The organism is Crenobacter luteus, assembly GCF_004345725.1.
GTDB classification, from domain to species: Bacteria; Pseudomonadota; Gammaproteobacteria; order Burkholderiales; family Chromobacteriaceae; genus Crenobacter; species Crenobacter luteus.
In genome coordinates this window covers 188,458-211,254 of sequence record NZ_SLXG01000002.1, presented here as the reverse complement: position 1 = coordinate 211,254, position 22,797 = coordinate 188,458, and the positions used below count along the sequence as shown (strand labels likewise).

Genomic DNA, 22,797 nt, shown 5'->3' with positions numbered 1-22,797 from the left:
CGATAAAAAATCTCATCGGCCGGGAACCGGCAAGCCGCTGGCACTCTCGAATTCCGAGTGCTAGGATTGCCCTACCTAAGGAGGTAGCCCATACATGACAGCGACTTTCGCCTTGCCCGTCCCTTCCGCCAGCGGCAGCCTGGAGCAGTACATCCAGGGTGTGAACAGCATCCCGATGCTCACCGCCGAAGAGGAGCACGCGCTCGCGACCCGCTTCTCCGAACACCAGGATCTGGAGGCCGCCAAGCAGCTGGTGCTGTCGCACCTGCGCGTCGTGGTGTCGATCGCACGCGGCTACGCCGGTTACGGTCTGCCGCAGGCCGACCTGATCCAGGAAGGCAACATCGGTCTGATGAAGGCCGTCAAGCGCTTCGAGCCGAACCGCGGCGTACGACTGTTCTCGTTCGCGGTGCACTGGATCAAGGCCGAGATCCACGAATTCATCCTGCGCAACTGGCGCCTGGTGCGCGTCGCCACCACCAAGCCGCAGCGCAAGCTGTTCTTCAACCTGCGCAGCATGAAGTCGGGCTTCTCGGCGCTGACCGACAAGGAAGCGCACCGCATCGCGAGCGAACTGGGCGTCAAGCCCGAGGAAGTGCGCGAGATGGAAACGCGCATGAGCGGCCAGGACATCGCGCTGATGGCCGACGAGGGCGACGACGAGGGCTTCGCCCCGATCGACTGGCTGGCCGACAGCGAGCACGAGCCGACCCGCCGGCTGGAAAAACAGGCCTTCGACCGCCTGCAAAGCCAGGGCCTGATCGACGCGCTCGACGCGCTCGACCCGCGCAGCCGCCGCATCGTCGAGGCGCGCTGGCTGGCCGACGACGGCGGCGCGACGCTGCACGAGCTGGCCGCCGAGTTCGGCGTATCGGCCGAGCGCATCCGCCAGATCGAAGCCAAGGCGCTGCAGAAGATGAAGGCCGCGATCGGCACCCGCGACGCCGCGCTGGTCTGACCCGCACCCCGCTGGCGACCCAAAAGCCCGGCCAACCGTCAAGGTTGGCCGGGCTTTTGTCATCGCCGGCGTGCTGCGTGCCGGAGCGGGCCGCTGGCCGCCCGGCACCGCGCGCGTCAGCGGTAGCGCTCGGGCAGCGCGGCGACCGCCGTTTCCAGTTGCCGCCGCAAGCCGGCGTAGGCCGGCTCGTCCGCCGGCAACTGCGCGAGAAAGCGCGGCGCGTAGGTCGGGAAGGACTCCAGCGCGCGCGCCAGATCCTGCGTCGCCGCCGCCCCGTCGCCGGCCAGCGCGGCCAGCCGCGCCGACTTGAACAGCACGTCCGGATAAGGACGGAACGCCGCCAGCTGCGCGATCCAGCGGCGCTTGGCGTCGAGCTCGCGCGCGTCGGCCGTCAGATAGTTATCGAGCGTATTGAGCGCGTGGAAGGCGAACAGCGGCTCGTCGCGGACGATCTCGGCCAACCTCGCGGCACGCGCGTCGTCGCGCGCCGCCAGCCCGGTCGGCGAATACAGGCCGACCATCTCCCAGTAACGCGGCACCGCCGCGAGCGACACGACGCCGAGCGCGACCGCGAGCACCAGGTTGGCCGAGCCCGCCGGCAAGGAGCGAGGCGATGCGGCCGGCGCCAGCGCGGTCATCATCACCGCCACCGCGAGAAAATACAGGTACCACAAGGGGTATTCGAGCTGGCTGTGGATCAGCGTCACCGCCAAGAGCGCGAGCGGCAGCAACTGCGCGGCACGCGCCGGCCGGGTGAAATAAGGCCATAGCGCCCACGCGAAGCCGCCCAGCGCCAGCAACGCCCCCGGCGCGCCCATCTCGGCCAACAGCTGCAGCTCGAGGTTGTGCGCGTTCGAGAACAGGCCGCTGTTGAAGCCGGCGTCGGCGAACTGCGGCAGCATCTGCAGCCGCACGCTCTCGGCGGCGAACTGCGACCAGCCGACGCCGCTCAGCGGCGCGGCCTCGAACACCAGCCAGGCCTTGTGCCATTCGTCGATCCGGCGCGCGCCCATGCCGTCGCCGCCGCCGCTCGCGAGCCGTTCGACGCCGCTCTCGACCGCCATCGGGGTATCGGTCAGCCGCGCCAAGAACTCGTTGACCCACGGCAAGGCGAATTGCAAGGCGACGACGGCCGCCGACGCGGCGGCGAAGGCGAACAGCAGGCGGCGCGACTCGTCGCTACGCACGCGCGCGTGCCAGACGCCGGCCAGCGCGACCAGCGCGAACGCGTAGAGCAGCACGGTGCGCGAGCCGGCCCAGGCGACGGACAGCGCCAGCCACAGCAACAGCGCGGTGGCGGCGCGGCGCGACAGCGCGCGCTGCGCGTACAGGTAAGCCGTCGCGGCCACGCCCCAGCACAGGTAATGCGCGTACTGGTTGCGCTGGCCGATATGGCCGAACACGTTGCTGGTCGGGTGCGCGCGGTCGTAGAACAGCAGGCCGCCCATCGCTTCGGCCAGGCCGGTCACCTGGCAGAAGCCGATCGCCGACTGGGCGAGCGCGCCGGCCAGCAGCGCCCAGGCGAGCGCGCGCAGCAGCGTCGCCTCGCCCCAGCGCTCGCGCAGGCCGGCGGTCACCGCCGCCAGCAGCGCCAGCGACAGAAAGCCGAGCGCCGTCGCCCAGTTCATGCCGGGAAAGGCCAGCGGCATCCACAACGGCTGCGCGGCCCAGAAGGCGGCCATCGCCAGCATCCACCACGTCGCGCGCGGCCAGGCGACGGCGGCGGCGCGCGGCGCCAGCAGCCAGGCAAGCACGACCAGCCAGACCACGGTGACCTCGCCCCACCATTGCGGCAGCGGCACATAGTGCAGACGGGACAGGAAGGGCAGCACCGCGACCGCGCACCACGCGACGAGCGCGGCGCGACCGGCAAGGGCGGAAAGGGGCATAGCTCGGTTCTCGGGCAAAACCGCCATGTTAGCGCATTCGACGCCCGATTCTTAATCGCGCAGGGCGCGGAGCCCCGCCGACGCCGCGTCGGCCGCCGCCGCCGGACCGCCGGCGCGGAAGGCCGCCAGCGCCGGCGCGGTGAAGGCCTGCAACGGCGCCGCCGCCGGGTCGCGCAGCGGCGCGAAGTAGGCCGCGTAGCTCGGCGTCAGCCCCGGGTAGGCGGCGATCGCCATCGCCATCGCCTCGACCGCGCCGCGCCGGTCGCCCTCCATCTGCCGCAGCAGCGCGAGCTGCTGCAGCACGCCCGGGTAGGGACGGTAGGCGGCCAGCCGCTCGAGCAGCGGGCGCTGCAGCGCGGCGAGCCGGCGGTTCGGCACCATGTAGCCGGACAGCACCAGGTCGGCCTCGTAGGCCCACAGCGGGTTGCGGCCCAGCGCGACCAGGCCCCGGATGCGCGCGGCGTTCTCGGTCGCGGACGGCGACGGGTGGATCCAGGTGGTCAGCGTGCGGAAATGGCCGACGCCGGTCGCGGCGTAGGCGAGCACCGCGCCGGCGAAGACCGTGACGATCAGCCGGCGCAGCAGCGGCCGCACCGGCAGCGTCACCGCCGGCGCCGGCGAAAAACCGAGCAGCAGCACCACGCCGAGCAGGAAGGGCAGATACCACAAGGGGTACTCGAACAGGCTGTGGATGCTGCTGATCATCAGCATCGACAGCAGGTACAGGCTGCGCACGTTCGCCTCGCGCCGCGAGAACAGCGGCCACGCCGCCCACAAGCCGCCGCCCACGACGACGACCGTCCCGACCAGGCCGGTCTCGGCCAACAGCTGCATCAGCAGGTTGTGCGAGTGCGTGAACAGAGCATCCTCGGGCACGCGGCCGGGCAACACCGCCGCTTCGAGCCGGACGCTCTCGTGCGCGTAGCCCCCCCAACCGACGCCGGTCAGCGGATGCTCGAGGAACACCTGCCAAGCCTTCGCCCACTCGACGCGCCGGCGCGCGCCGAAACCGGCGTCCAGAATGCGCTCCGCGCCGCTCCCGCCGCCGCTCAACCCCAGCCACTGCAACAGTTTGCCGATTTCGGCGCCGAAGAGCTGGGTCGCCGCCAGGCACAGCAAGGCGACGGCGGCGGCGGCGGCGAAACGGCGCAAGTCCGGCTCGCGCGCGCGCCTCAGCCAGAGCAACGTCAGCACCGCGAAGCCCAGCGCGTAGCCGAGCACGACGCGCGAGCCGCTCCACGCCATCAGCAGCGCCAGCACGAAGGCGACCGGCGCCAGCAGCGGCAGGCGCAGACGCCCCGCCGCGTGCAGGTAGCAGGCCGACACCAGCCCCCAGCCGAGATAGTGGCCCAGCAAGTTGCGCTGGCCGATATTGCCGATCACCGAAGTCGGCACCGCCAGATCGAACAGCAGCCAGCCCTGCGCCAGGGGGGCGAGGCCGAGCGCCTGCGCGAAGCCGATCGCCGCCTGCAACAGCGCGCCGACGAGCACGACGGCGGCGAACACGGCGAGCACCGCGTCGCGCCCGAGGCGCGCGCAGGCCTGCCGCTGAACGGCGACCGCCAGCGCCATGCACAGCGGCACCGCGACCGCCTGCACGCCGGGCCCCGGGTAGGCCGGCGCGGTCAGCGCGAGCGACAAGGCCCACCAGGCGGCCAGCGCGACCAGCACCAGCTGGGTGCGGTGCAGCGACGCAGCGTCCGGGGCCCGCCTGCCCCAGGCGGCGAGGAGCGCGGCCAGCGCGAGCGACGCGGCGGTCGCGACGTCGCCCGCCCAGTCGGGCAGCGGCGCGTAGCGCGCCGAATTGAGCAAAGCCAGCGCCAGCGGCGACAGCAGCAGCGCCAGCGCGGTAAACACGCGCAGATTCGACATAGCAAAAAGGCGCCCGCAGGGCGCCTTGTCCGTTTCGGTCAAGTTTTAAGCGAAGCGATCAAGATTCGCGGCAGTTGGACGGCAGCCATTTTTCGTCCATATCAGCACCTTTTTTGCACTTCCACTGGATGCCGCCGCTGGCATCGCTCGGCTCCAACTGCAAAACGGCACCATCTTTGACTTTGCCGTTATAGGTCACGGTCAAAGTGCCACTGCTGCCCAACGCCACCGACTTGACCGCATTGCCGCCAATTGCCGACGCGAGACCCGCCTTGGTCAGCGAGTCCGGCCAGGCCCCATTGCTGGCGTAATACTCGGTCACGGCGGTCTTGGCGCCGGCGGCCAGTTGCAAGCCCTCGCTCACATGCGCACGCTTGGTGTAATCCTGGTAGGCCGGGATCGCGATCGCGGCCAGGATGCCGATGATCGCCACCACGATCATCAGCTCGATCAGGGTAAACCCGTGCTGCTCTCGTTTCATTTTCACTCCCCGTGTCAAAAGAAGAAACAATGCCAAACAAATGTACCACAAACCGCGTCAGTCGCGGCAATTGGATGGCATCAGCCGCTGCAGCGTCGACTCGCCGCCGCAACGCCAGCGGTAGGCGCCGCTGACGTTTTCTTCCGGCGCCAGCCACACCTGGGCGCCGTCCTGCACCTTGCCGTTCAGCGTCAGCTGGATCACGCCGACCGCGCCGGACGCGACCAGGGTCAGCGACTCGACCGCCTGACCGCGGTAGGCCGCCGGCGCCTGCAGCCCGGCGGCGGAGGCGGTGGTCGGCCAGACGCCGTTGGCCGCGTGGTATTCCTCCAGCGCGGTCTTCACGCTGCCGGCGACGCCCATCGCCTCGGCCAGATAGGCGCGGCGGGTATAGTCCTGGTAGGCGGTGACGGCCATCGCCGCCAGAATGCCCACGATGGCCACGACGATCATCAGTTCGATCAGCGTGAAACCCTGCGTGCGATGCTTGTTCATGGCTTGGCCCTCGTGAGCATGTATCAATGGAAGGCGGCGGACGCCGCGCGCGGCCGGGCCGGATGCAGCGCCGCATTGCGTCGCTGCGGGTCGGCCGCGGCACTATGTTAGCATCGCCCATCCCCACCCGAACGGAGACGAACATGGACGAATCCCGCGACTGGCTGGCGCGCAGCCGCCGCGCGGTCTGGCACCCGTGCACGCAGATGAAGCGCCACGAGCGGCTGCCGCTGGTGCCGATCGCGCGCGGCGACGGCGCCTGGCTGGTCGACTTCGACGGACGGCGCTACCTCGACGCGGTCAGTTCCTGGTGGGTCAACCTGTTCGGCCACGGCCACCCGGCGATCAAGGCCGCGATAAAGGATCAGCTCGACACGCTCGAACACGTGATGCTGGCCGGCTTCACGCACGCACCGGTGGTCGAACTGTCGGAAAGGTTGGCCGAGCTGTCCGGCCTCGGCCACGCCTTCTACGGCTCGGACGGCGCCAGCGCGACCGAGATCGCGCTGAAGATGAGCTTCCACTACTGGAAGAACCTCGGCCAACCCAGCAAGTGCCGCTTCGTCAGCCTCGAGAACAGCTACCACGGCGAGACGGTCGGCGCGCTGGCGGTGACCGACGTGCCGCTGTTCTCGGCGACCTACGCCGAGCTGACGCGCGCCGGTCTGCGCGTGCCGACGCCCGACGCCCGCCTCGCCCTCCCCGGCGAAACCGACTTCGACGTCGCGGTCCGCGCGGCGACGGCGCTGGAGAACGTGCTGACCAAGCGCCACGGCGAAGTCGCCGCGCTGATCGTCGAGCCCTTGGTGCAGGGCGCCGCCGGCATGGCGATGTACCACCCCGAATACCTGCGGCGCGCGCGCGCCGCCTGCGACCGCTACGGCGTGCACCTGATCGCCGACGAGATCGCGGTCGGCTTCGGCCGCACCGGCACGCTGTTCGCGTGCGAGCAGGCCGGCATCCGGCCGGACTTCCTGTGCCTGTCCAAGGGCATCACCGGCGGTTTCCTGCCGCTGTCGTGCGTCTTGACGACCGATTCAGTATACGATGCATTTTATGACGAAGACGTCACGCGCGGCTTCCTGCACTCGCATAGCTACACCGGCAACCCGCTGGCCTGCCGCGCGGCGCTGGCGGTGCTCGAACTGTTCGAGCGCGACGACGTGCTGGCCGTCAACCGCGCCAAGGCCGAACGCTTCGGCCGGCTGATGGCGCCCCTGGCCGCGCACGACGCGACGCGCCATTTCCGGCACACCGGCATGATCTGGGCCTTCGACGTCGACAGTCCGCGCGCCGACTTCGCGCCGGCCTTCTTCGCCGCGATGCTCGACAAAGGCTGCCTGACGCGGCCGATCGGCAAGTCGGTCTACTTCATGCCGCCCTACGTCGTCGGCGACGACGAGATCGCCCGCCTCGTCGAGGCGACGCTCGCGACGCTGGCGACGCTCGCGCCCGGCGCGGCGGACGACAGCCCGGAAACCGCCCTACCCTGAATCGAAAGCATGGAAACGCTGCCGTTTGACACCGACCTCGACCGCGTCGCCGAACGCCTTAACCGGCTGCCCTACGCCCAACCCAAACTGGCTGCGCAATGGTTGGCCGAGGGCGTGCACGCCAGCCACCGCGCCGAGCTGAAGCCGGCGCAGCGGCAGAAACTGCTCGGCCTCTACGCCGGGGCGGCCGACACGCTGTGCCGCGCCGCCGAGCTCGTGCTGATGCGCGAGGAGCTCACGCTGTCGAAAGACGCCCAGATCGTCGCCTCGCGCACCCACCGCGCGCTGGCCGAACTGCTGCACGGCACGCTGCTGTGCCTGGCGGCCCAGTTGCAGAAACGGGGCTGGTTCGAGCGCGACCAGCACAAAGCCGAGCTGCTGCGCGAAGCGCTGCGGCGCGCGCGCGCGCTGCTGGGCTGGGCGCGCCAGTACTACCTGCCGCTGCCCAAGAGCTACTGGCAGGACGTGCACGGCCTCTACCGCACCGCGCACGCGCGCGGCTGGCTGGACGAGGGCGCGCGCGGCGAGACGCCGCTCGCCGTCTATCGCGAGATCCTGCTGCTGGGCCTGACCGACACGCGCGGCCTGCCGCCCGAACGGATCCGGCAGCTGCGCGACGCGCTGCCGGCGCTGGCGGACGCGATGCGGCTGCTGCCGCTCGACGGCCCGCTCGAGGGCGGGCGCGGCGCCTACCTCGTCGACACCCTCGCCGACACGCCGCCCTGCTTCATGGCGATCGCGCCGCGCGACGGCCGGGCGGCCTGGCTGCGGATCGACCTGCTCGACTCGCTCGCCGTACTCGCCGCGCACGAGGAAGCGCTCAAGGCCGCGCCGCGCCGGCCGGACGCAGACGACGCGGCGCTCGAGCTGCTCGAAACGCTCGCGCAGGCCTGGCTGCAGCCGCAGCGGCGGCGCCACCCGCGCGACGCAGCCTACGGCGAGGTCGGCGTGGTCAGCCAGCTGGCCGCCATCTGCCGCCACCTCGACCCGGCCGACGGCACGGAGCCGCCGCCGGCGCCGTGCACGCTCGGCGTCGTCAACCAGAGCCCGATCGGGCTGATGCTGCGCGGCAAGCCCGAGGGGCACGGCCTGCGCGCCGGCGACCTGTTGCTGATCAACGACGGCGGCAGCCTGCTCGGCCTGTTCTTCGTGCGCTGGCTGACGCTGCTCCCCGACAGCGCCGAGGTCGAATGCGGCGTCGAGCGCGTCGCGCTGCAGGCCCGCGCCGTCCGCGCGATGCCGAGCATCGCCCGCAGCGGCGAGCCGTTCGCGCCGGCGCTGCTGATCCCCGGCAACCCGCGCCAGGGCATAGGCGAGCGCCTCTTGATGGGCGGCCGCGCCTTCGGCCGGCTGCGCGAGTTCCGCCTCGTCGACGGCGGGACGGAAAGGCTGATCCGCGTCACCCGCCTCGTCAGCCAGTCACCGCATTACCAGTTGATGGAATTCCGCGCCAGCGAGGACTTCTGACCGCCCGACCTTGGCCGAGCCCCGCGCCCGGCCAAGCTCGGGGCCGGCCGCTGCGTTTTGCCGTCACACGCCAGCGCCCGTCGTATAATCCCCCGATCCGTTTTTCGATGAAGACAAGCATGCAATCGGTCATACACGCGGCCAGCCGCATCGTGGTCAAGGTGGGCTCCAGCCTGGTCACCAACGACGGCAAGGGCCTGGACAGGGACGCGCTGGCGCGCTGGGCGGCGGAAATCGCCGACCTGCGCCGGCGCGGCAAGGAAGTGGTGCTGGTCTCCAGCGGCGCGATCGCCGAGGGCTGCCAGCGCCTCGGCTGGAGCACGCGTCCGAAGGCGGTGCACGAATTGCAGGCTGCCGCCGCCGTCGGCCAGATGGGCCTGGCGCAGGCCTACGAGACCGCCTTCGCCCACCACGGGCTGAAAACCGCGCAGGTGCTGCTCACCCACGAGGACCTGGCCGACCGCACCCGCTACCTGAACGCGCGCTCGACGCTGAGCGCGCTGCTGTCGCTGAACGTGGTGCCGATCATCAACGAGAACGACACCGTGGTCACCGCCGAGATCCGCTTCGGCGACAACGATACGCTCGGCGCGCTGGTGACCAACCTGATCGAGGCCGACGCGCTGGTGATCCTGACCGACCAGAAAGGCCTCTACACCGCCGACCCGCGCAAGAACCCGGCGGCCGAATTCGTCCACGAGGCCGAGGCCGGCACGCCGGCGCTCGAGGCGATGGCCGGCGGCGCCGGCTCCAGCGTCGGCACCGGCGGCATGTACACCAAGATCATCGCCGCCAAGCGCGCGGCCAGAAGCGGCGCGGCCACCGTGATCGCCAGCGGCCGCGAAGCCAACGTGCTGTCGCGGCTGGCCGACGGCGAGGCGATCGGCACCCAGCTCATCGCGCCGACCAACCGCATGGCCGCGCGCAAGCAGTGGCTGGCCGACCACCTGCAGTTGTCCGGCCGCCTGGTGCTCGACGCCGGCGCGGCGCGCGCGCTGCGCGAGAACGGCGTCAGCCTGCTGCCTATCGGCGTGATCGGCGTCGACGGCGACTTTTTGCGCGGCGAGGCGGTCGCCTGCGTCGACGAATCGGGCGCCGAGGTCGCGCGCGGCCTGGTCAACTACAGCTCGGACGAGGCGCGCAAGATCATGCGCCGCCCGACGCGCGAGATCGAGGCGGTGCTAGGCTATCTGGTCGAACCGGAGCTGATCCACCGCGACAATATGGTCAGCCTGTAGCCGATACGAAAAAACCGCCCCGAGGGGCGGTTTTGCCATTGTCCCGCGTCCGATCAAAAGTGGTAGGCGAGACTCAGGCCGATCTCGTTGGTTTCGTTCTTCGGCTCCATGCCTTCGCCGACCTGCACACCGGCGGAGCGGATCGGCTGGACGTTGCTGTCGTCGATCCGCCACCCCCGCCAGAACGGCGTGATCGAAACCGCCTTGCCGGCGTCGACCTCGGTCACGAAAGACGCGCTCAGTTCGAAACCGTAACCCTTGGTCTGCTTGTTCGTCAGATCGCTAAAATTCGCGTCGACGTCTCGAAGGCGGGAAACCTGCTCACCCTCGATCAGATGGTTGTAGGACAGCTTGGGCTCCAGACGCCAGCCATTGCCCAGCTCGTGAAGACTGCGCACGCCGATGGTTGCGTAACGATAGGTCGACTCGCGGCGATAACCGCCAGGACCACTCTCTTGCAGATTGTCGGTCAGCTCGCGCACACCGACGCCGAACTCCGGAACGAAACGCACCCCCTTCGCAGTCAGCTCGTGCTGATAGACAAGCCGCAAGTCATGGCTGCGCCGCGACAGGCCGCTATAGCTGCCCGAATCGCTGTCGTAATCGGCATTCCCGCGTACGAAGCGTCCCTCCAGCGCCAAAGCCCCCTGCTCGGACACTTCCATGCGCAAGGCGCCGGTCAGGCCGTACATGCGGGCCTTTTCTTCCATGAAGCGGGAGCCGTCGACGGTTTCCTCGTAATGCTCCCGGTAGCCCTCGATCCCCAGCTTGACGAGGGGCTGCCTTTCGGCGGCGCAAGCCAGCGTCGGCGCCCCCAAGGTGAACAGCGCGGCAAGATAAAGCGATTTATGCATGGCAAGCGATCCTGGCCGTTTTCTGACAAGGGCTTGATTCTGTCATAACGCCCCTCTTTATGCCATAGGTATCACGGGCCGGCGCAGCTCGCGCCGGCCGTGCTGTTGGTCGGGATCGCCTTACTCGCCGTGCTGGCGCTCGTGATGCTTGATCTCGATCGCGCGCACGATCACGTAGGCGATCATGGCGGCGAGGAAGAACAGCAGCATCATCCACGCGATGCTCTGCAGCGTCTCGATCAGCGTGCGGTAGATCTCCAGCGTCCAGCGCATGCCGTTCAGCTCCAGCTTGCTGGCCTCGCGGCTGGCGGTGACGTACTTCTCCAGCTCCCACAGGCGCACGCCGCCCGACACGCCGACCACCATGATCGCGAAGCGCAGATACTTGCGCCACGCGTCGGCCAGTTCGTCGCCGACGATGCGGGCGAGGATTTTCTGCACCGCGGTATCGAAAAAGCGCGCGGTGACGTAGGCGGTGCCGAGCGCGACCACCAACGTCGCCAGCAACAGAGCGTAGAACATGCGACCCCCTTGGCAATGGATGCCGGCGATTGTACGCGAAACGCGTTCCGCCCCACCATTGCCCGTGCGGTCGTCATCGCGTTGACAACTTACCAAGTGGTAAGTAAGGTCGAACGCAAAGCCATGACTGGCAAACAAGGTATAACCGACCATCATGAATGGTGGCCAACACGAGGACGCTCCGATGACCGCTTACCCCACCTTGCTCGCCCCGCTCGACCTGGGCTTCACCACCCTGAAAAACCGCGTACTGATGGGTTCGATGCACACCGGCCTCGAAGAGGCCCCGCACGGCTTCGAGAAGATGGCGGCCTTCTACGCCGAACGCGCGCGCGGCGGCGTCGGCCTGATCGTCACCGGCGGCGTCGCGCCGAACGCGGAAGGCCGCGTCGGCGAGGGCGCGGCGATGCTCGTCGACGAGTCCGAGATGCCGCACCACAAGCTCGTCACCGACGCGGTGCACGAGGCCGGCGGCAAGATCTGCCTGCAGATCCTGCACACCGGCCGCTACAGCTATCAGGAAAACCTCGTCGCGCCGTCGCCGCTGCTGGCGCCGGTCAACTTCTACACGCCGCGCCAGATGAGCGAGGACGACATCCGCCGCACCATCGCCGACTTCGCTCGCTGCGCGAAACTCGCCCAGGACGCCGGCTACGACGGCGTCGAGGTGATGGGCTCGGAGGGCTATCTGATCAACCAGTTCATCGCGCGGCGCACCAACCGGCGCGACGACGACTGGGGCGGCAGCTTCGAGAACCGCATCCGCTTCCCGCTCGAGGTGCTGCGCGCGGTGCGCGCGGCGGTCGGGACGAACTTCATCATCATCTACCGCTTGTCGATGCTCGATCTGGTCGACGACGGCAGCAGCTGGGATGAAGTCGTCCAACTGGCCCGCGAAGTCGAGAAGGCCGGCGCGACGATCATCAACACCGGCATCGGCTGGCACGAGGCGCGCGTGCCGACCATCGCGACGCTGGTGCCGCGCGGCGGCTTCGCGTGGGTGACGAAGCGCCTCAAGGGCGAGGTGTCGCTGCCGCTCGTCACCACCAACCGCATCAACACGCCCGAGGTCGCCGAGCGCCTGCTCGCCGACGGCGCGGCCGACATGGTGTCGATGGCGCGGCCCTTCCTCGCCGACCCGGCCTTCGTCGCCAAGGCGGCCGCCGGCCGGCCCGAGACGATCAACACCTGCATCGGCTGCAACCAGGCCTGCCTCGACCATGTGTTCCAGGGCCGGCTGACTTCCTGCCTCGTCAACCCCTTCGCCTGTCGCGAGACCGAGCTGAAGGTCGAGCCGGCCGCCGTGAAGAAGGCGATCGCCGTGGTCGGCGCCGGCCCGGCCGGCCTCGCCTTCGCCTGCACCGCCGCCGAGCGCGGCCACGCGGTGACCTTGTTCGACGCGGCGGACGAGATCGGCGGCCAGTTCAACGTCGCCAAACGCATCCCCGGCAAGGAAGAATTCCACGAGACGCTGCGCTACTTCGGCGTGCGGCTGGCGGCCGCCGGCGTCGACGTGCGGCTCGGCCGACGCGTCGACGCCGGCGAGCTCGCCGGCTTCGACGAGGTGGTGCTCGCGACCGGCATCAAACCGCGCCAGCCGGACATCGACGGCATCGACCATCCGATGGTGCTCGGCTACCTCGACGTGCTGCGCCACAACAAGCCGGTCGGCCGGAAGGTGGCGATCATCGGCGCCGGCGGCATCGGCTTCGACGTCGCCGAGTTCCTGACGCAGGACGGCGCGTCGACCTCGCTCGACCCGGCCGCCTTCATGGCCGAATGGGGCGTCGACATGAACTACGCCCGCCCCGGCGGCCTCGCCGCGGCCGGCCCGCGCCCGCACCAGAGCCCGCGCGAGGTGTGGCTACTGCAGCGCAAGAACGGCCGCCCCGGCGAGAAGCTCGGCAAGACCACCGGCTGGATCCACCGCGCCAGCCTGAAGATGCGCGGCGTGCACATGCAGGGCGGCGTCAGCTACGATCGCATCGACGACGCCGGCCTGCACGTGACGATAGGCGGCGAGGAAGCGACGCTGGCGGTCGACAACGTGATCGTCTGCGCCGGCCAGGAGCCCTTGCGCGAGTTGGCCGAGCCGCTGGCGGCGCTCGGCAAGAGCGTGCACCTGATCGGCGGCGCCGACGTGGCGATGGAACTGGACGCCAAGCGCGCGATCGACCAGGGCACGCGCCTCGCGCTGAGCCTCTGAGGCCCAGGCAAAAAGGCTCGGCCAACCCTTTGGGGTTGGCCGAGCCTTTTGTCGCCGGCGAAGATGCGCCTCAGTCGAGCGCGCGGCGCATCTTGCGGCCGGCGACCGGCGCGAGGCCTTGCGACTGGTAAAAGGCGAACGAGCGCTGGAAAGCCGGCAGCGGCGGCGTGGTCACCTCGAGCGCGCGCCAGCCGGCCGCGCGCCCAAGCGTCTGCGCCTCGGACAGCAGCCGTCCGCCGACGCCGTGCGAGCGCCATTCGGGGCGCACGTAGCATTCCTGCAGCACGCCGACGCCGTCGTCGCCCGGCCGGGTCAGCGTCGCGACGCCGACGGCGCGGCCGCCCGATTCGGCGATCAGCGCGCGGGTGCCGCCGCCGAGCCGCTCGCGGCAGACGGTACGGTTTTCGGCGGCGTCGAAGGCGATCTGGCCGAGGTCGGTGCGGGCGCAGATTTCGGCCATCAGCGCCAGCACCAGGTCGGCCACGGTATCGGCGTCCTGGAGGCCGGCTTCGCGCACGGTCACGGGGTGTTGTGTCATGGCGGTTGCAAGCTTGGGGATACAACCGGAGTTTATCCCCTCGCGCGCCGCCGCCGATGTGCGGAGATTCCCTAGGTGTTGCGCCGCAGCAATCTCACAGCCGCGGCTCGACCGCCGCGCGCAGGTTGGCCTCGCTGACCTCGCCCAGCAGCCGCGCGACCACCTTGCCGTCGCGGTCGAGCACCACGGTGAACGGCAGGCCGGCGGCCGGGTTGCCGAGCGCGCGCATCAGCTTCATCGTGCCCGCGTCGCCGATCCACACCGGGTAGCCTATCCGCAGCGCCTTGACGAAGGGGCCAACCTCGGCCGGCGTGTCGAGCGCGACGCCGACCATCGCCAGACCGCGCCCCTTGAGCTCGCGCGCGACCTTGTCGAACATCGGCATCTCCTTGCGGCACGGCGCGCACCAGGTCGCCCAGAAGTTGACCACGGCGACCTTGCCGCGGAAGGCGTCGAGCCCGACCGGACGGCCGGACAGGTCGGCGAAGCGCGCCTGCGCGAGCGCCGGGTCGGCCGAGGCCGGCGCGGCGGCGAAGACGAGACAGGCGGCCAGCAGCGCGGCGCGCAGGCGGTTCTTGACGGTGTTCGGATTCATGCCAGCTCCATCGGAAAAATCGTGCACCATTGTAGGACGACCGCGCGCGACCGCGGCCCGTTGCCGCCCCGCACGCTCCCTGCTTGACCGGCTCGCGCGGAGACGGGTTCCGCGCGTGGTAACATCGATCGTTCCCTTAGCCCGCCCATCCTATTGCCATGAGCCTTCTCGTCTGCGGGTCGCTGGCCTTCGACACGCTGCTCGGCTTCGAAGACCGTTTCGCCCGCCACCTGCTGCCCGAACACCTGTCCAAGCTATCCGCCGCCTTCCGCGCGCCGACGATGCGGCGCGAATGGGGCGGCTGCGCCGGCAACATCGCGTACTCGCTCGGGCTGATGGGCGAAACGCCGCGGGTGCTCGGCGCCGTCGGCGCCGACTTCGCGCCCTACCGCGCGCACCTGGAGCGCCACGGCGTCGATACCGGCGCGATCCGCGCCTTCGACGACGCCTACACCGCGCAGTGCTTCATCATCAGCGACGCCGACGGCAACCAGATCACCGCCTTCCACCCCGGCGCGATGGACCGCTCGGCGCACTTGAGCGTCGCCGACCTGCCGGCTCGCCCGACGCTCGCCATCGTCGCGCCCAGCGGCCGCGAAGGCAGCCTCAGGTTCGCGCGCGAGCTGGCCGGACAGGGCGTGCCCTTCGTGTTCGACCCCGGCCAGGAGTTGCCGCTCTTTTCGCGCGACGAGCTCGTCGCGCTGGTCGACGCGGCCGCCTGGGTCACCGTCAACGACTACGAATCGGAACTGCTCATCGAGCGCAGCGGGCTGAGCCTGGCCGAGATCGCCGCCCGCGTCACCGCGCTGATCGTCACGCGCGGCGCAGCCGGCTCGACCATCTACGCCGGCGGCGACGCTCTCGAGATAGCCGCCGCACCGCTCGAGGCGCCGCTCGTCGACCCGGCCGGCTGCGGCGACGCCTACCGCGCCGGCCTCCTGTACGGCCTCGCGCGCGGCCTGCCGTGGGCCGACACCGGCCGCATCGCCAGCCTGTTGGGCGCGCTGGTCGCCGAACAGCCGGGCGCGCAGAACCACGCCTTCGAGCTCGCCGAGCTCGCCGCGCGCTACCGGCGCGCCTACGGCCGCGACTGGCCCGGCGGCGACGCGCACACGAGGACGTCATGCGGCGAGGGTTGAAGAGCGCGCGTCCAACCCCCACCATGAACAAGTTGCCTTCATCTCACTAGGGATCGCCATGCCGGTACCCCACCTCACCACCGCGCTGCAGGGCCCGCTGCTCGAGCTCGAAACGCGCATCCTCGCGGCGCAGCCGCAGATCGAACACTGGTTCCGCAGCCAGTGGCACCAGCACGCCGCGCCGTTCTACGGCTCGGTCGACCTGCGCAACAGCGGCTTCAAGCTCGCGCCGGTCGACATGAACCTGTTCCCCGGCGGCTTCAACAACCTGAACCCCGACTTCATGCCGCTGTCGGTGCAGGCGACGATGGCTGCGGTCGAGAAGGTCTGTCCGGAGGCGAAGAACATCCTGCTGATCCCGGAAAACCACACGCGCAACGCCTACTACCTGCAGAACGTCGCGACGCTGGTACACATCTTCGAGCAGGCCGGCCTCAAGGTTCGGCTCGGCTCGCTGAACCCCGAGATCACCGGCCCGACCGAGCTCGTCGCCGCCAACGGCGACACCGTCACCGTCGAGCCGCTGATCCGCCAGGGACGGCGCGTGCTGCTCGCCGACGGCTTCAACCCGTGCATGGTGCTGCTCAACAACGACCTGTCGGCTGGCCTGCCGGACATCCTCGACGACCTCGAACAGAACCTCTTGCCGCCCTTGCACGCCGGCTGGGCGGTCCGCCGCAAGACCCACTTCTTCGCCGCCTACGACCAGGTCGCCGCCGACTTCGCCAGGCTGCTGTCGATCGACCCGTGGTTCATCAACCCCTACTTCACCAAGGTGGCGGGCCTCGACTTCCACAGCCGCCAGGGCGAGGACGAGCTGGCCGCCACCGTCGACGCGATGATCGCGAAGATCCGCGCCAAGTACGACGAGTACGGCATCGACCAGGAACCGTTCGTGATCGTCAAGGCCGACGCCGGTACCTACGGCATGGGCGTGATGAGCGTAAAGTCGGGCGCGGAGCTGATCGGCCTGAACCGCAAGCAGCGCAACAAGATGGCGGTGGTCAAGGAAGGGCTGGAAGTCTCCGAGGTGATCGTCCAGGAGGGCGTCTACACCTTCGAGAGCGTCGACGACGCGGTCGCCGAGCCGGTGGTCTACATGATCGACCACTTCGTCGTCGGCGGCTTCTACCGCGTGCACACCGGCCGCGGCATCCACGAGAACCTCAACGCGCCGGGCATGCACTTCGTGCCGCTGTCGTTCGAGTCGCCGTGCCTGCCCGACAAGAAGGGCACGCCCGACTGCCCGCCGAACCGCTTCTACGCCTACGGCGTGATCGCGCGGCTGGCGCTGTTGGCCGCCGCGCTCGAACTGGAGGCGACCGACCCGGACGCGGCCTGAGCCGCCGTCCTGCCCCGCCGCCCCGCCCGCCGGGGCGGCGTCGTTTGCGCTACCCTAGAATCCGTTCCCGACGCCAGCCCCGAAAGACCGCCATGCGCATCCTGATCATCGCCGACCCGCTCGAGCAGTTCAAAACCTACAAGGACACCACCTTCGCCATGATGGAGGCGGCGGCGCAGCGCGGCCACGCGCTGTTCGCCTGCGAGGCCCGCCAGATGGCGATCGAGGGCGGCCGCGTGATGGCCGACGTCGCGCGCGTCACCCTCACCGGCGACAAGAGCGAGTGGTTCCGCCGCGGCGACCTCGAACGCCACCCGCTGTTCGCCTTCGACGCGGTGCTGATGCGCAAGGACCCGCCGTTCGACCTCGAATACCTGTACGCGACCCAGCTCTTGACCCTGGCCGAGGCCCAGGGCGCGAAGGTATTCAACAGCGGCCAGGCGATGCGCGACTTCAACGAGAAGCTCGCCATCCTCAACTTCGCCGACTACACCGCGCCGACGCTGGTCTCGCCCGAGCCGGCGCGGCTGAGGGCCTTCGTCAACCAGCACCAGGACGTGATCCTCAAGCCGCTGGACAGCATGGGCGGCGACAGCATCTTCCGCGTCACGCCGCAGGACGCCAACCTGTCGGTGATCATCGAAACGATCAGCCGGCGCGGCAGCCGCACCGTGATGGCGCAGCGCTACATCCCCGAGATCCGCGACGGCGACAAGCGCGTGATCGTGATCGGCGGCAAGCCGGTCGACTGGTGCCTGGCGCGCGTGCCGCTGGCCGGCGAGACGCGCGGCAACCTCGCCGCCGGCGGCACCGGCGTCGCGCGCGAGCTCTCGGCGCGCGACCGCGAGATCGCCGAGGCGCTCGGCCCGGAGCTGCTGCGCCGCGGCATCCTGTTCGCCGGCCTCGACGTGATCGGCGACTACCTGACCGAGGTCAACGTCACCAGCCCGACCTGCTTCCGCGAGATCATGGACCAGACCGGCATCGACGTCGCCGGCCTGTTCGTCGACGCACTGGAGGCCGCGTGCGGCCAGACGGCGTAAGCCGCAGCCAACCCGCGCCGCGAGCCGCCCCCCGGACGACGCCGTCGGCGCGCCGGCGCGGGGCTCGGCCAACCCTGGCCCTGCTCGCCGCCGTCGCCATGCTCGCCGGCTGCTCGCGCGCGCCCGAACCGTACCGACAGGAGAGCTACGCCTTCGGCACCCGCGTCGAGCTCGCCATCGCCGGCGTGCCCGAGGCGAGCGCGCGCCGCGCCGCCGCCCTCGTGCTCGCCGACCTCGACCACCTGCACCGCGCGCTGCACCCATGGCAGGCCGGCAGCCCGCTGGTCGCCGTCAACGCCGCGCTCGCCGCCGGCCGGCCGGCGCGCGTCGGCCCCGAGATCGCCGAGCTGGTCGCGCTGTCGCAGGACTACGCGCGCCGCGCCGACGGCCTGTTCGACCCGGCGATCGGCGCGCTGGTGCAACTGTGGGGCTTTCACGCCGACACTTACGCGCCCGCCGCGCCGCCGCCGGCGAAGTTGGCCGAGCTCGTCGCCGCCAGACCGCGCATGAGCGACGTGACGCTTGCCGGCGATACGCTCGCCTCGGCCAACCCGGCGGTCCAGCTCGACTTCGGCGGTATCGCCAAGGGCTGGGCGCTCGACCGCGCACGCGACACGCTGAAACAGGCCGGCGTCGCGTCGGCGCTGGTCAACATCGGCGGCAACGTGCTGGCGGTCGGCAGGAAGCCCGACGGCGCACGCTGGACCGTCGGCCTGATGGCGCCGCGCGGCGCCGGCGCGATGGCGACGCTGGCGCTCGAGGACGGCGAGGCCGTCGGCACCAGCGGCGACTACCAGCGCTACTTCGAATTGGCCGGACGGCGTCACTGCCACCTGATCGACCCGCGCGACGGCGGCACCGACTGCGCGCTGCAGGCCGCGACCGTCGTCGCACCACCCGGCGCCCGCGCCGGCGCGATCTCCGACGCGGCGAGCAAGCCGGTCTACTTCGCCGGCCCGGCGCGGGCGCTGCACTACGCGCGCCGCTTCGGCGTGCGCGACGTACTGCTGGTCGACGGCCGCGGCGCGGTCTGGCTCAGCGCCGCGCTCGCCGCCCGCCTCGCGTGGCTGCCGCCACGCCCCGCCGCCATCCACACACTGAACGACACGCCATGACACCCCAAGAAGAAAGCCCGTTCAAGGGCAAAACCGGTCTGAATCGCCTGATCAAGGCCTTCGGCTACTCGCTCGACGGCCTGAAAGCCGCATTCCGGCACGAGGACGCCTTCCGCCAGCTGACCGTGCTGGCGCTGATCCTGATCCCGCTAGCCTGCTTCTTGCCGGTCGACAAGGTCGCGCGCGCACTGCTGGTCGCCAGCAGCCTGGCGACGCTGATCATCGAACTGCTGAACTCGGCGATCGAGGCGGCGGTCGACCACACCTCGCTCGCGCGCCACCCGCTGGCCAAGCGCGCCAAGGACATGGGCAGCGCCGCGCAGCTGCTCGGCCTGCTGAACCTGGCGGCGATGTGGGGGCTGGTGCTGCTGGGCTGAGCCGCTCGGCACGCGGTGCGGCTTGGACGGGGCCGGCCCGGCGGCGGCCATCGGCGAAAACGCGCCGTGTCGATGGTAAAGCGGGGCACAACGAGAAACGCCCCGCACGATGGCGGGGCGTTTTCACCGGCTGCGTTCGGTGCTCAGTCTTCGAGACGACGGTAGATCAAGCCGGGACACACCCGGATCGCATTGCCAACGACCTTGACCTCGTCGTCCGGGCCCAGCAACTGCCAGCGCGCGTCGCGGCTTTTGAGCACCCGATACACCGGGTAGCCTGCGCGGTAGCCGATCAAGCCTTCCCCCGCGAAACCGTCCAGCGGCAGGAGGGGCATGTCGCAGCGCGCCAGGAACATCTCGGTCGCGCGTGCGTCCAGACCGGCCAGCTGCTCGCGATCGGCCCGGATCAGGCCGAGAAACAACACGAACAGCGCCAGCAACAGCAAGGGCCATGCTTCACTGATGAAGGCGATCGCCGCCAACACCGAACCGCCGGTGAAAAGGAAACTGCTGTTGGGCTTCATTTTCGGCGATTCATGAAGAAATAAAAACGCCGCCCAGTTCAGGCGGCGCTTCATGCCGAAGTGGCATTCCGGTTCCGTCGCGGTACCGTAATCGCCAGGCCTAACCTGGCTTCTCGATCAGGGCCAACCACACCCTTTACAGTGTTCACTATAAACCCGACCGAGGGATTTTCCAGCATAAAGTTTATTATTTGGCGATTCATTTCGGGTAAACTGCGACGCAGACAAGGGCGAACCCTTGTCGCCAATCATTTGCCGTCGCCAAACGCAAGAACGGCGCCCGCAGGCGCCGTCGTCGCTAGCGGTCGCGGCTCTTACTCCGCGATCTTCTCCTCCTTGCCCTCCGGCGGCGCGATCACCTCGCTATAGCCACACTCCTTCTGCGGGCAGACCTTCTCGGTGCCGCGGCGCTTGGTGGTCTTGATCGTCAGGATCGGCCAGTGGCACTTCGGGCATGGCTCGGCCACCGGCGGGTTCCAGGTCGCGTACTTGCACTTCGGATAGGTGTTGCAGCTGTAGAACAGCTTGCCGTAGCGGCTCTTGCGCTCGATCAGCGAACCCGTCTTGCACTCCGGGCAGGCGACGCCGGTGTCGCGCGGCTTCTCCAGGGGCTCGATGTGCTTGCACTTCGGATAGTTCGCGCAACCGATGAACTTGCCGTAGCGGCCCTTCTTGATGTGCAGCTCGCCGCCGCACTCGGGGCAGCTGCGCCCCTCGACCACGGTCGGCTCGTCGGCCGCCGCGCTCTCGGCGGTCTCGCCGATGTTGCGCGTGTAGTCGCAGTCCGGGTAGCCGGTGCAGGCGATGAAGCGGCCACGCTTGCCGAACTTAATCTGCAAGGGCTTGCTGCACTTCGGACACGCTTCGTCGAGGCTCTCGGTGGTGATCTCGGCGCGCGAGATGCCCTCCTTCTCGGCCAGCTGCTTGGAAAAGCCCTTCCAGAAGCTGTCCATCACCGGCACCCACGGGCGGCCGCCGCTGGCGATGTCGTCGAGCTGATCCTCGAGCTTGGCGGTGAAGTGGTAGTCGACGTACTGGCCGAAGTGCTCGGTCAGGAACTTGTTGACGATCTCGCCGGTGTCGGTCGGCAGGAAGCGCTTCTTGTCGAGCACTACGTACTCGCGGTCCTTCAGCGTCGAGATGATGCTCGCGTAGGTCGACGGGCGGCCGATGCCGAATTCCTCGAGCGCCTTGACGAGCGAGGCCTCGGAGAAGCGCGGCGGCGGCTGGGTGAAGTGCTGCTCGCCGGTGATCGCGTCGACCGGCAGCGTCTCGCCCTCTTCCAGCAGCGGCAGCTTGGCGTTGTCCTCGTCCTCGGCGTCGTCGACGTCCTCCTCGTACACGGCGAGGAAGCCGGCGAACACCAGCACCTGGCCGGTCGCGCGGAACACGCCGTCGCCGACGTTGATGTCGACGCTGGTGGTGTCGAACTTGGCCGGCGCCATCTGGCACGCCAGCGTGCGCTTCCAGATCATCTCGTAGAGCTTGAACTGGTCGGCGGTCAGGAAGGGCTTGACCGACTCGGGCGTGCGGTAGATCGAGGTCGGGCGGATCGCCTCGTGGGCTTCCTGCGCGTTCTTGGCCTTGTTCTTGAACGCGACCGGGTTTTTCGGCAACGACGCGGCGTCGAAGGTGTTCTCGATGTAGTGGCGGATCTCGGTCACCGCCTCGGCGGCGAGCGCGACCGAGTCGGTACGCATATAGGTGATCAGACCGACGGTGCCCTGGCCGACGTCCATGCCCTCGTACAACTGCTGCGCGGTGCGCATGGTGCGGTCGGTGGTCATGCCGAGCTTGCGCACCGCTTCCTGCTGCAGCGTCGAGGTCGTGAACGGCGCGGCCGGGTTGCGGGTCTTTTTCTTCTTCTCGATCGCACCGACCACGGCCGGATGGCCCGCCAGGCGCGCCAGCACGTCCTGCTGCGCGGCTTCGGTCGCGATGTCGAACTGCTCGAGTTTCTGACCGCCCAGCTGCGTCAGCTTGGCCGAGAACTTGGTACGGCCCTTGTGGCTGGCGAGGTGGACGGTCCAGTACTCCTGGCTCTCGAAGGCGCGGATCTCGAGCTCGCGCTCGCAGATCAGCCGCAGCGCCGGGCTCTGCACACGGCCGGCGGACAGGCCGCGGCGAATCTTCTTCCACAACAGCGGCGACAGGTTGAAGCCGACCAGGTAGTCGAGCGCGCGGCGCGCCTGCTGCGCGTCGACCAGGGGCTGCGAGATGTCGCGCGGATGCCCGATCGCGTCGAGCACCGCGTTCTTGGTGATCTCGTGGAACACGACGCGCTGCGCGGTCTTGCCCTTCAGCAGCTTCTTGCCCTCGAGGATCTGCAGCAGATGCCAGGAAATGGCCTCGCCTTCGCGGTCCGGGTCAGTTGCGAGGTAGATGTGCTCGGCGTCGCGCACCGCGCTGACGATCGCGTCGACGTGCTTGCTGTTCTTCGCGATCAGCTGGTACTTCATCGCGAAGTCTTTTTCCGGGTCGACCGCGCCGTTCTTGGGCACCAGATCGCGCACGTGGCCGTAGGAAGCGAGGACTTCGAAGTCCCCGCCCAGGTATTTTTTCAGCGTCTTCGCCTTGGAGGGCGACTCAACGATCAAAAGGCTCGAAGGCATGTCCGCGTCCGCTGGGGCTCCGTCGTGGTGACTGACA

The 22,797-nt window shown here is 69.4% G+C and carries 20 protein-coding genes; 10 read left to right on the top strand and 10 right to left on the bottom strand.

Translation table 11 applies throughout. The features are described 5' to 3' along the window. Positions 1-94 precede the first annotated feature (94 nt). Positions 95-958 carry an RNA polymerase sigma factor RpoH gene (gene rpoH / locus EV683_RS02510; RefSeq protein WP_066610015.1) on the top strand — a complete coding sequence of 288 codons (864 nt, stop codon included), beginning with the start codon at positions 95-97 and terminating at the stop codon, positions 956-958. Between the two features lie 116 nt (positions 959-1,074). On the opposite strand, the gene EV683_RS02505 is transcribed toward rpoH, so the two are convergent. The 4 genes from EV683_RS02505 to EV683_RS02490 are packed head-to-tail and all read right to left on the bottom strand — an operon-like array spanning position 1,075 to position 5,695. Beyond that, positions 1,075-2,847: a PglL family O-oligosaccharyltransferase gene (locus tag EV683_RS02505; RefSeq protein ID WP_066610013.1), complete on the bottom strand. Its 1,773-nt coding sequence runs from the start codon at positions 2,845-2,847 to the stop codon at positions 1,075-1,077. 51 nt (positions 2,848-2,898) lie between these two features. Continuing rightward, positions 2,899-4,719 (bottom strand): PglL family O-oligosaccharyltransferase, encoded by a 1,821-nt coding sequence (locus tag EV683_RS02500; RefSeq protein ID WP_131861728.1) that lies wholly within the window; start codon positions 4,717-4,719, stop codon positions 2,899-2,901. 58 nt (positions 4,720-4,777) lie between these two features. Beyond that, a complete protein-coding gene (locus EV683_RS02495; RefSeq protein WP_131861727.1) occupies positions 4,778-5,200 on the bottom strand; it encodes a pilin in 423 nt (140 codons plus the stop codon). Between the two features lie 57 nt (positions 5,201-5,257). Then, positions 5,258-5,695 (bottom strand): pilin, encoded by a 438-nt coding sequence (locus EV683_RS02490; RefSeq protein ID WP_131861726.1) that lies wholly within the window; start codon positions 5,693-5,695, stop codon positions 5,258-5,260. A gap of 143 nt (positions 5,696-5,838) precedes the next feature. Between EV683_RS02490 and bioA the strand changes: the two genes are divergently transcribed. The 3 genes from bioA to proB all read left to right on the top strand — a co-directional run bounded on the left by bioA (position 5,839) and on the right by proB (position 9,893). Continuing rightward, the gene (bioA, locus tag EV683_RS02485; RefSeq protein ID WP_131861725.1) at positions 5,839-7,188 is read left to right on the top strand and encodes an adenosylmethionine--8-amino-7-oxononanoate transaminase; all 1,350 of its coding nucleotides are present in this window, start codon (positions 5,839-5,841) and stop codon (positions 7,186-7,188) included. A 9-nt stretch (positions 7,189-7,197) separates the two neighbouring features. Then, positions 7,198-8,655: a hypothetical protein gene (locus tag EV683_RS02480; protein WP_131861724.1), complete on the top strand. Its 1,458-nt coding sequence runs from the start codon at positions 7,198-7,200 to the stop codon at positions 8,653-8,655. 119 nt (positions 8,656-8,774) lie between these two features. Further along, positions 8,775-9,893 carry a glutamate 5-kinase gene (proB, locus tag EV683_RS02475; protein WP_131861723.1) on the top strand — a complete coding sequence of 373 codons (1,119 nt, stop codon included), beginning with the start codon at positions 8,775-8,777 and terminating at the stop codon, positions 9,891-9,893. A 53-nt stretch (positions 9,894-9,946) separates the two neighbouring features. Here proB and EV683_RS02470 read toward each other — a convergent pair whose 3' ends face one another. Together EV683_RS02470 and EV683_RS02465 are read right to left on the bottom strand one after the other, a co-directional pair. Further along, the gene (locus tag EV683_RS02470; RefSeq protein ID WP_066609998.1) at positions 9,947-10,747 is read right to left on the bottom strand and encodes a hypothetical protein; all 801 of its coding nucleotides are present in this window, start codon (positions 10,745-10,747) and stop codon (positions 9,947-9,949) included. A 120-nt stretch (positions 10,748-10,867) separates the two neighbouring features. Next, positions 10,868-11,269, bottom strand: a complete 402-nt coding sequence (locus EV683_RS02465) for a hypothetical protein (protein ID WP_066609996.1) — start codon at positions 11,267-11,269, stop codon at positions 10,868-10,870. A gap of 184 nt (positions 11,270-11,453) precedes the next feature. Between EV683_RS02465 and EV683_RS02460 the strand changes: the two genes are divergently transcribed. Beyond that, positions 11,454-13,475 (top strand): NADPH-dependent 2,4-dienoyl-CoA reductase, encoded by a 2,022-nt coding sequence (locus EV683_RS02460; protein ID WP_131861722.1) that lies wholly within the window; start codon positions 11,454-11,456, stop codon positions 13,473-13,475. A 70-nt stretch (positions 13,476-13,545) separates the two neighbouring features. On the opposite strand, the gene EV683_RS02455 is transcribed toward EV683_RS02460, so the two are convergent. Together EV683_RS02455 and EV683_RS02450 are read right to left on the bottom strand one after the other, a co-directional pair. Further along, positions 13,546-14,013 carry a GNAT family N-acetyltransferase gene (locus EV683_RS02455; RefSeq protein WP_131861721.1) on the bottom strand — a complete coding sequence of 156 codons (468 nt, stop codon included), beginning with the start codon at positions 14,011-14,013 and terminating at the stop codon, positions 13,546-13,548. A 94-nt stretch (positions 14,014-14,107) separates the two neighbouring features. Further along, on the bottom strand, positions 14,108-14,608 hold the full coding sequence (locus EV683_RS02450; RefSeq protein ID WP_066609990.1) for a TlpA family protein disulfide reductase: 501 nt from the start codon (positions 14,606-14,608) through the stop codon (positions 14,108-14,110). Positions 14,609-14,766: 158 nt separating this feature from the next. On the opposite strand from EV683_RS02450, the gene EV683_RS02445 reads away from it, so the two are divergent. The 5 genes from EV683_RS02445 (at position 14,767) to EV683_RS02425 (ending at position 19,624) form a co-directional block, all read left to right on the top strand. After that, the gene (locus EV683_RS02445) at positions 14,767-15,747 is read left to right on the top strand and encodes a carbohydrate kinase family protein (protein WP_131861720.1); all 981 of its coding nucleotides are present in this window, start codon (positions 14,767-14,769) and stop codon (positions 15,745-15,747) included. Positions 15,748-15,805: 58 nt separating this feature from the next. Then, positions 15,806-17,089, top strand: a complete 1,284-nt coding sequence (gene gshA, locus EV683_RS02440) for a glutamate--cysteine ligase (protein WP_131861718.1) — start codon at positions 15,806-15,808, stop codon at positions 17,087-17,089. 92 nt (positions 17,090-17,181) lie between these two features. Next, complete coding sequence (gene gshB / locus EV683_RS02435; protein WP_131861716.1) at positions 17,182-18,132, top strand: glutathione synthase; 951 nt, start codon at positions 17,182-17,184, stop codon at positions 18,130-18,132. 98 nt (positions 18,133-18,230) lie between these two features. Next, the gene (locus tag EV683_RS02430; RefSeq protein WP_066609983.1) at positions 18,231-19,247 is read left to right on the top strand and encodes an FAD:protein FMN transferase; all 1,017 of its coding nucleotides are present in this window, start codon (positions 18,231-18,233) and stop codon (positions 19,245-19,247) included. Continuing rightward, a complete protein-coding gene (locus EV683_RS02425; RefSeq protein WP_066609978.1) occupies positions 19,244-19,624 on the top strand; it encodes a diacylglycerol kinase in 381 nt (126 codons plus the stop codon). Before EV683_RS02430 ends, EV683_RS02425 begins: the two co-directional genes overlap by 4 nt. A gap of 143 nt (positions 19,625-19,767) precedes the next feature. Here EV683_RS02425 and EV683_RS02420 read toward each other — a convergent pair whose 3' ends face one another. Together EV683_RS02420 and topA are read right to left on the bottom strand one after the other, a co-directional pair. Further along, complete coding sequence (locus EV683_RS02420) at positions 19,768-20,202, bottom strand: hypothetical protein (protein ID WP_243694703.1); 435 nt, start codon at positions 20,200-20,202, stop codon at positions 19,768-19,770. A gap of 260 nt (positions 20,203-20,462) precedes the next feature. Next, positions 20,463-22,760, bottom strand: coding sequence for a type I DNA topoisomerase (topA, locus tag EV683_RS02415; RefSeq protein ID WP_131861714.1), 2,298 nt, complete (start codon positions 22,758-22,760; stop codon positions 20,463-20,465). Between the last annotated feature and the right edge of the window lie 37 nt (positions 22,761-22,797).

Bases quoted from the DNA above. Each gene is read 5' to 3' on its own strand.
- rpoH (WP_066610015.1), top strand. From the start codon at position 95: ATGACAGCGACTTTCGCCTTGCCCGTCCCTTCCGCCAGCGGCAGCCTG.
- EV683_RS02505 (WP_066610013.1), bottom strand. From the start codon at position 2,847: ATGCCCCTTTCCGCCCTTGCCGGTCGCGCCGCGCTCGTCGCGTGGTGC.
- EV683_RS02500 (WP_131861728.1), bottom strand. From the start codon at position 4,719: ATGTCGAATCTGCGCGTGTTTACCGCGCTGGCGCTGCTGCTGTCGCCG.
- EV683_RS02495 (WP_131861727.1), bottom strand. From the start codon at position 5,200: ATGAAACGAGAGCAGCACGGGTTTACCCTGATCGAGCTGATGATCGTG.
- EV683_RS02490 (WP_131861726.1), bottom strand. From the start codon at position 5,695: ATGAACAAGCATCGCACGCAGGGTTTCACGCTGATCGAACTGATGATC.
- bioA (WP_131861725.1), top strand. From the start codon at position 5,839: ATGGACGAATCCCGCGACTGGCTGGCGCGCAGCCGCCGCGCGGTCTGG.
- EV683_RS02480 (WP_131861724.1), top strand. From the start codon at position 7,198: ATGGAAACGCTGCCGTTTGACACCGACCTCGACCGCGTCGCCGAACGC.
- proB (WP_131861723.1), top strand. From the start codon at position 8,775: ATGCAATCGGTCATACACGCGGCCAGCCGCATCGTGGTCAAGGTGGGC.
- EV683_RS02470 (WP_066609998.1), bottom strand. From the start codon at position 10,747: ATGCATAAATCGCTTTATCTTGCCGCGCTGTTCACCTTGGGGGCGCCG.
- EV683_RS02465 (WP_066609996.1), bottom strand. From the start codon at position 11,269: ATGTTCTACGCTCTGTTGCTGGCGACGTTGGTGGTCGCGCTCGGCACC.
- EV683_RS02460 (WP_131861722.1), top strand. From the start codon at position 11,454: ATGACCGCTTACCCCACCTTGCTCGCCCCGCTCGACCTGGGCTTCACC.
- EV683_RS02455 (WP_131861721.1), bottom strand. From the start codon at position 14,013: ATGACACAACACCCCGTGACCGTGCGCGAAGCCGGCCTCCAGGACGCC.
- EV683_RS02450 (WP_066609990.1), bottom strand. From the start codon at position 14,608: ATGAATCCGAACACCGTCAAGAACCGCCTGCGCGCCGCGCTGCTGGCC.
- EV683_RS02445 (WP_131861720.1), top strand. From the start codon at position 14,767: ATGAGCCTTCTCGTCTGCGGGTCGCTGGCCTTCGACACGCTGCTCGGC.
- gshA (WP_131861718.1), top strand. From the start codon at position 15,806: ATGCCGGTACCCCACCTCACCACCGCGCTGCAGGGCCCGCTGCTCGAG.
- gshB (WP_131861716.1), top strand. From the start codon at position 17,182: ATGCGCATCCTGATCATCGCCGACCCGCTCGAGCAGTTCAAAACCTAC.
- EV683_RS02430 (WP_066609983.1), top strand. From the start codon at position 18,231: ATGCTCGCCGGCTGCTCGCGCGCGCCCGAACCGTACCGACAGGAGAGC.
- EV683_RS02425 (WP_066609978.1), top strand. From the start codon at position 19,244: ATGACACCCCAAGAAGAAAGCCCGTTCAAGGGCAAAACCGGTCTGAAT.
- EV683_RS02420 (WP_243694703.1), bottom strand. From the start codon at position 20,202: ATGAAGCGCCGCCTGAACTGGGCGGCGTTTTTATTTCTTCATGAATCG.
- topA (WP_131861714.1), bottom strand. From the start codon at position 22,760: ATGCCTTCGAGCCTTTTGATCGTTGAGTCGCCCTCCAAGGCGAAGACG.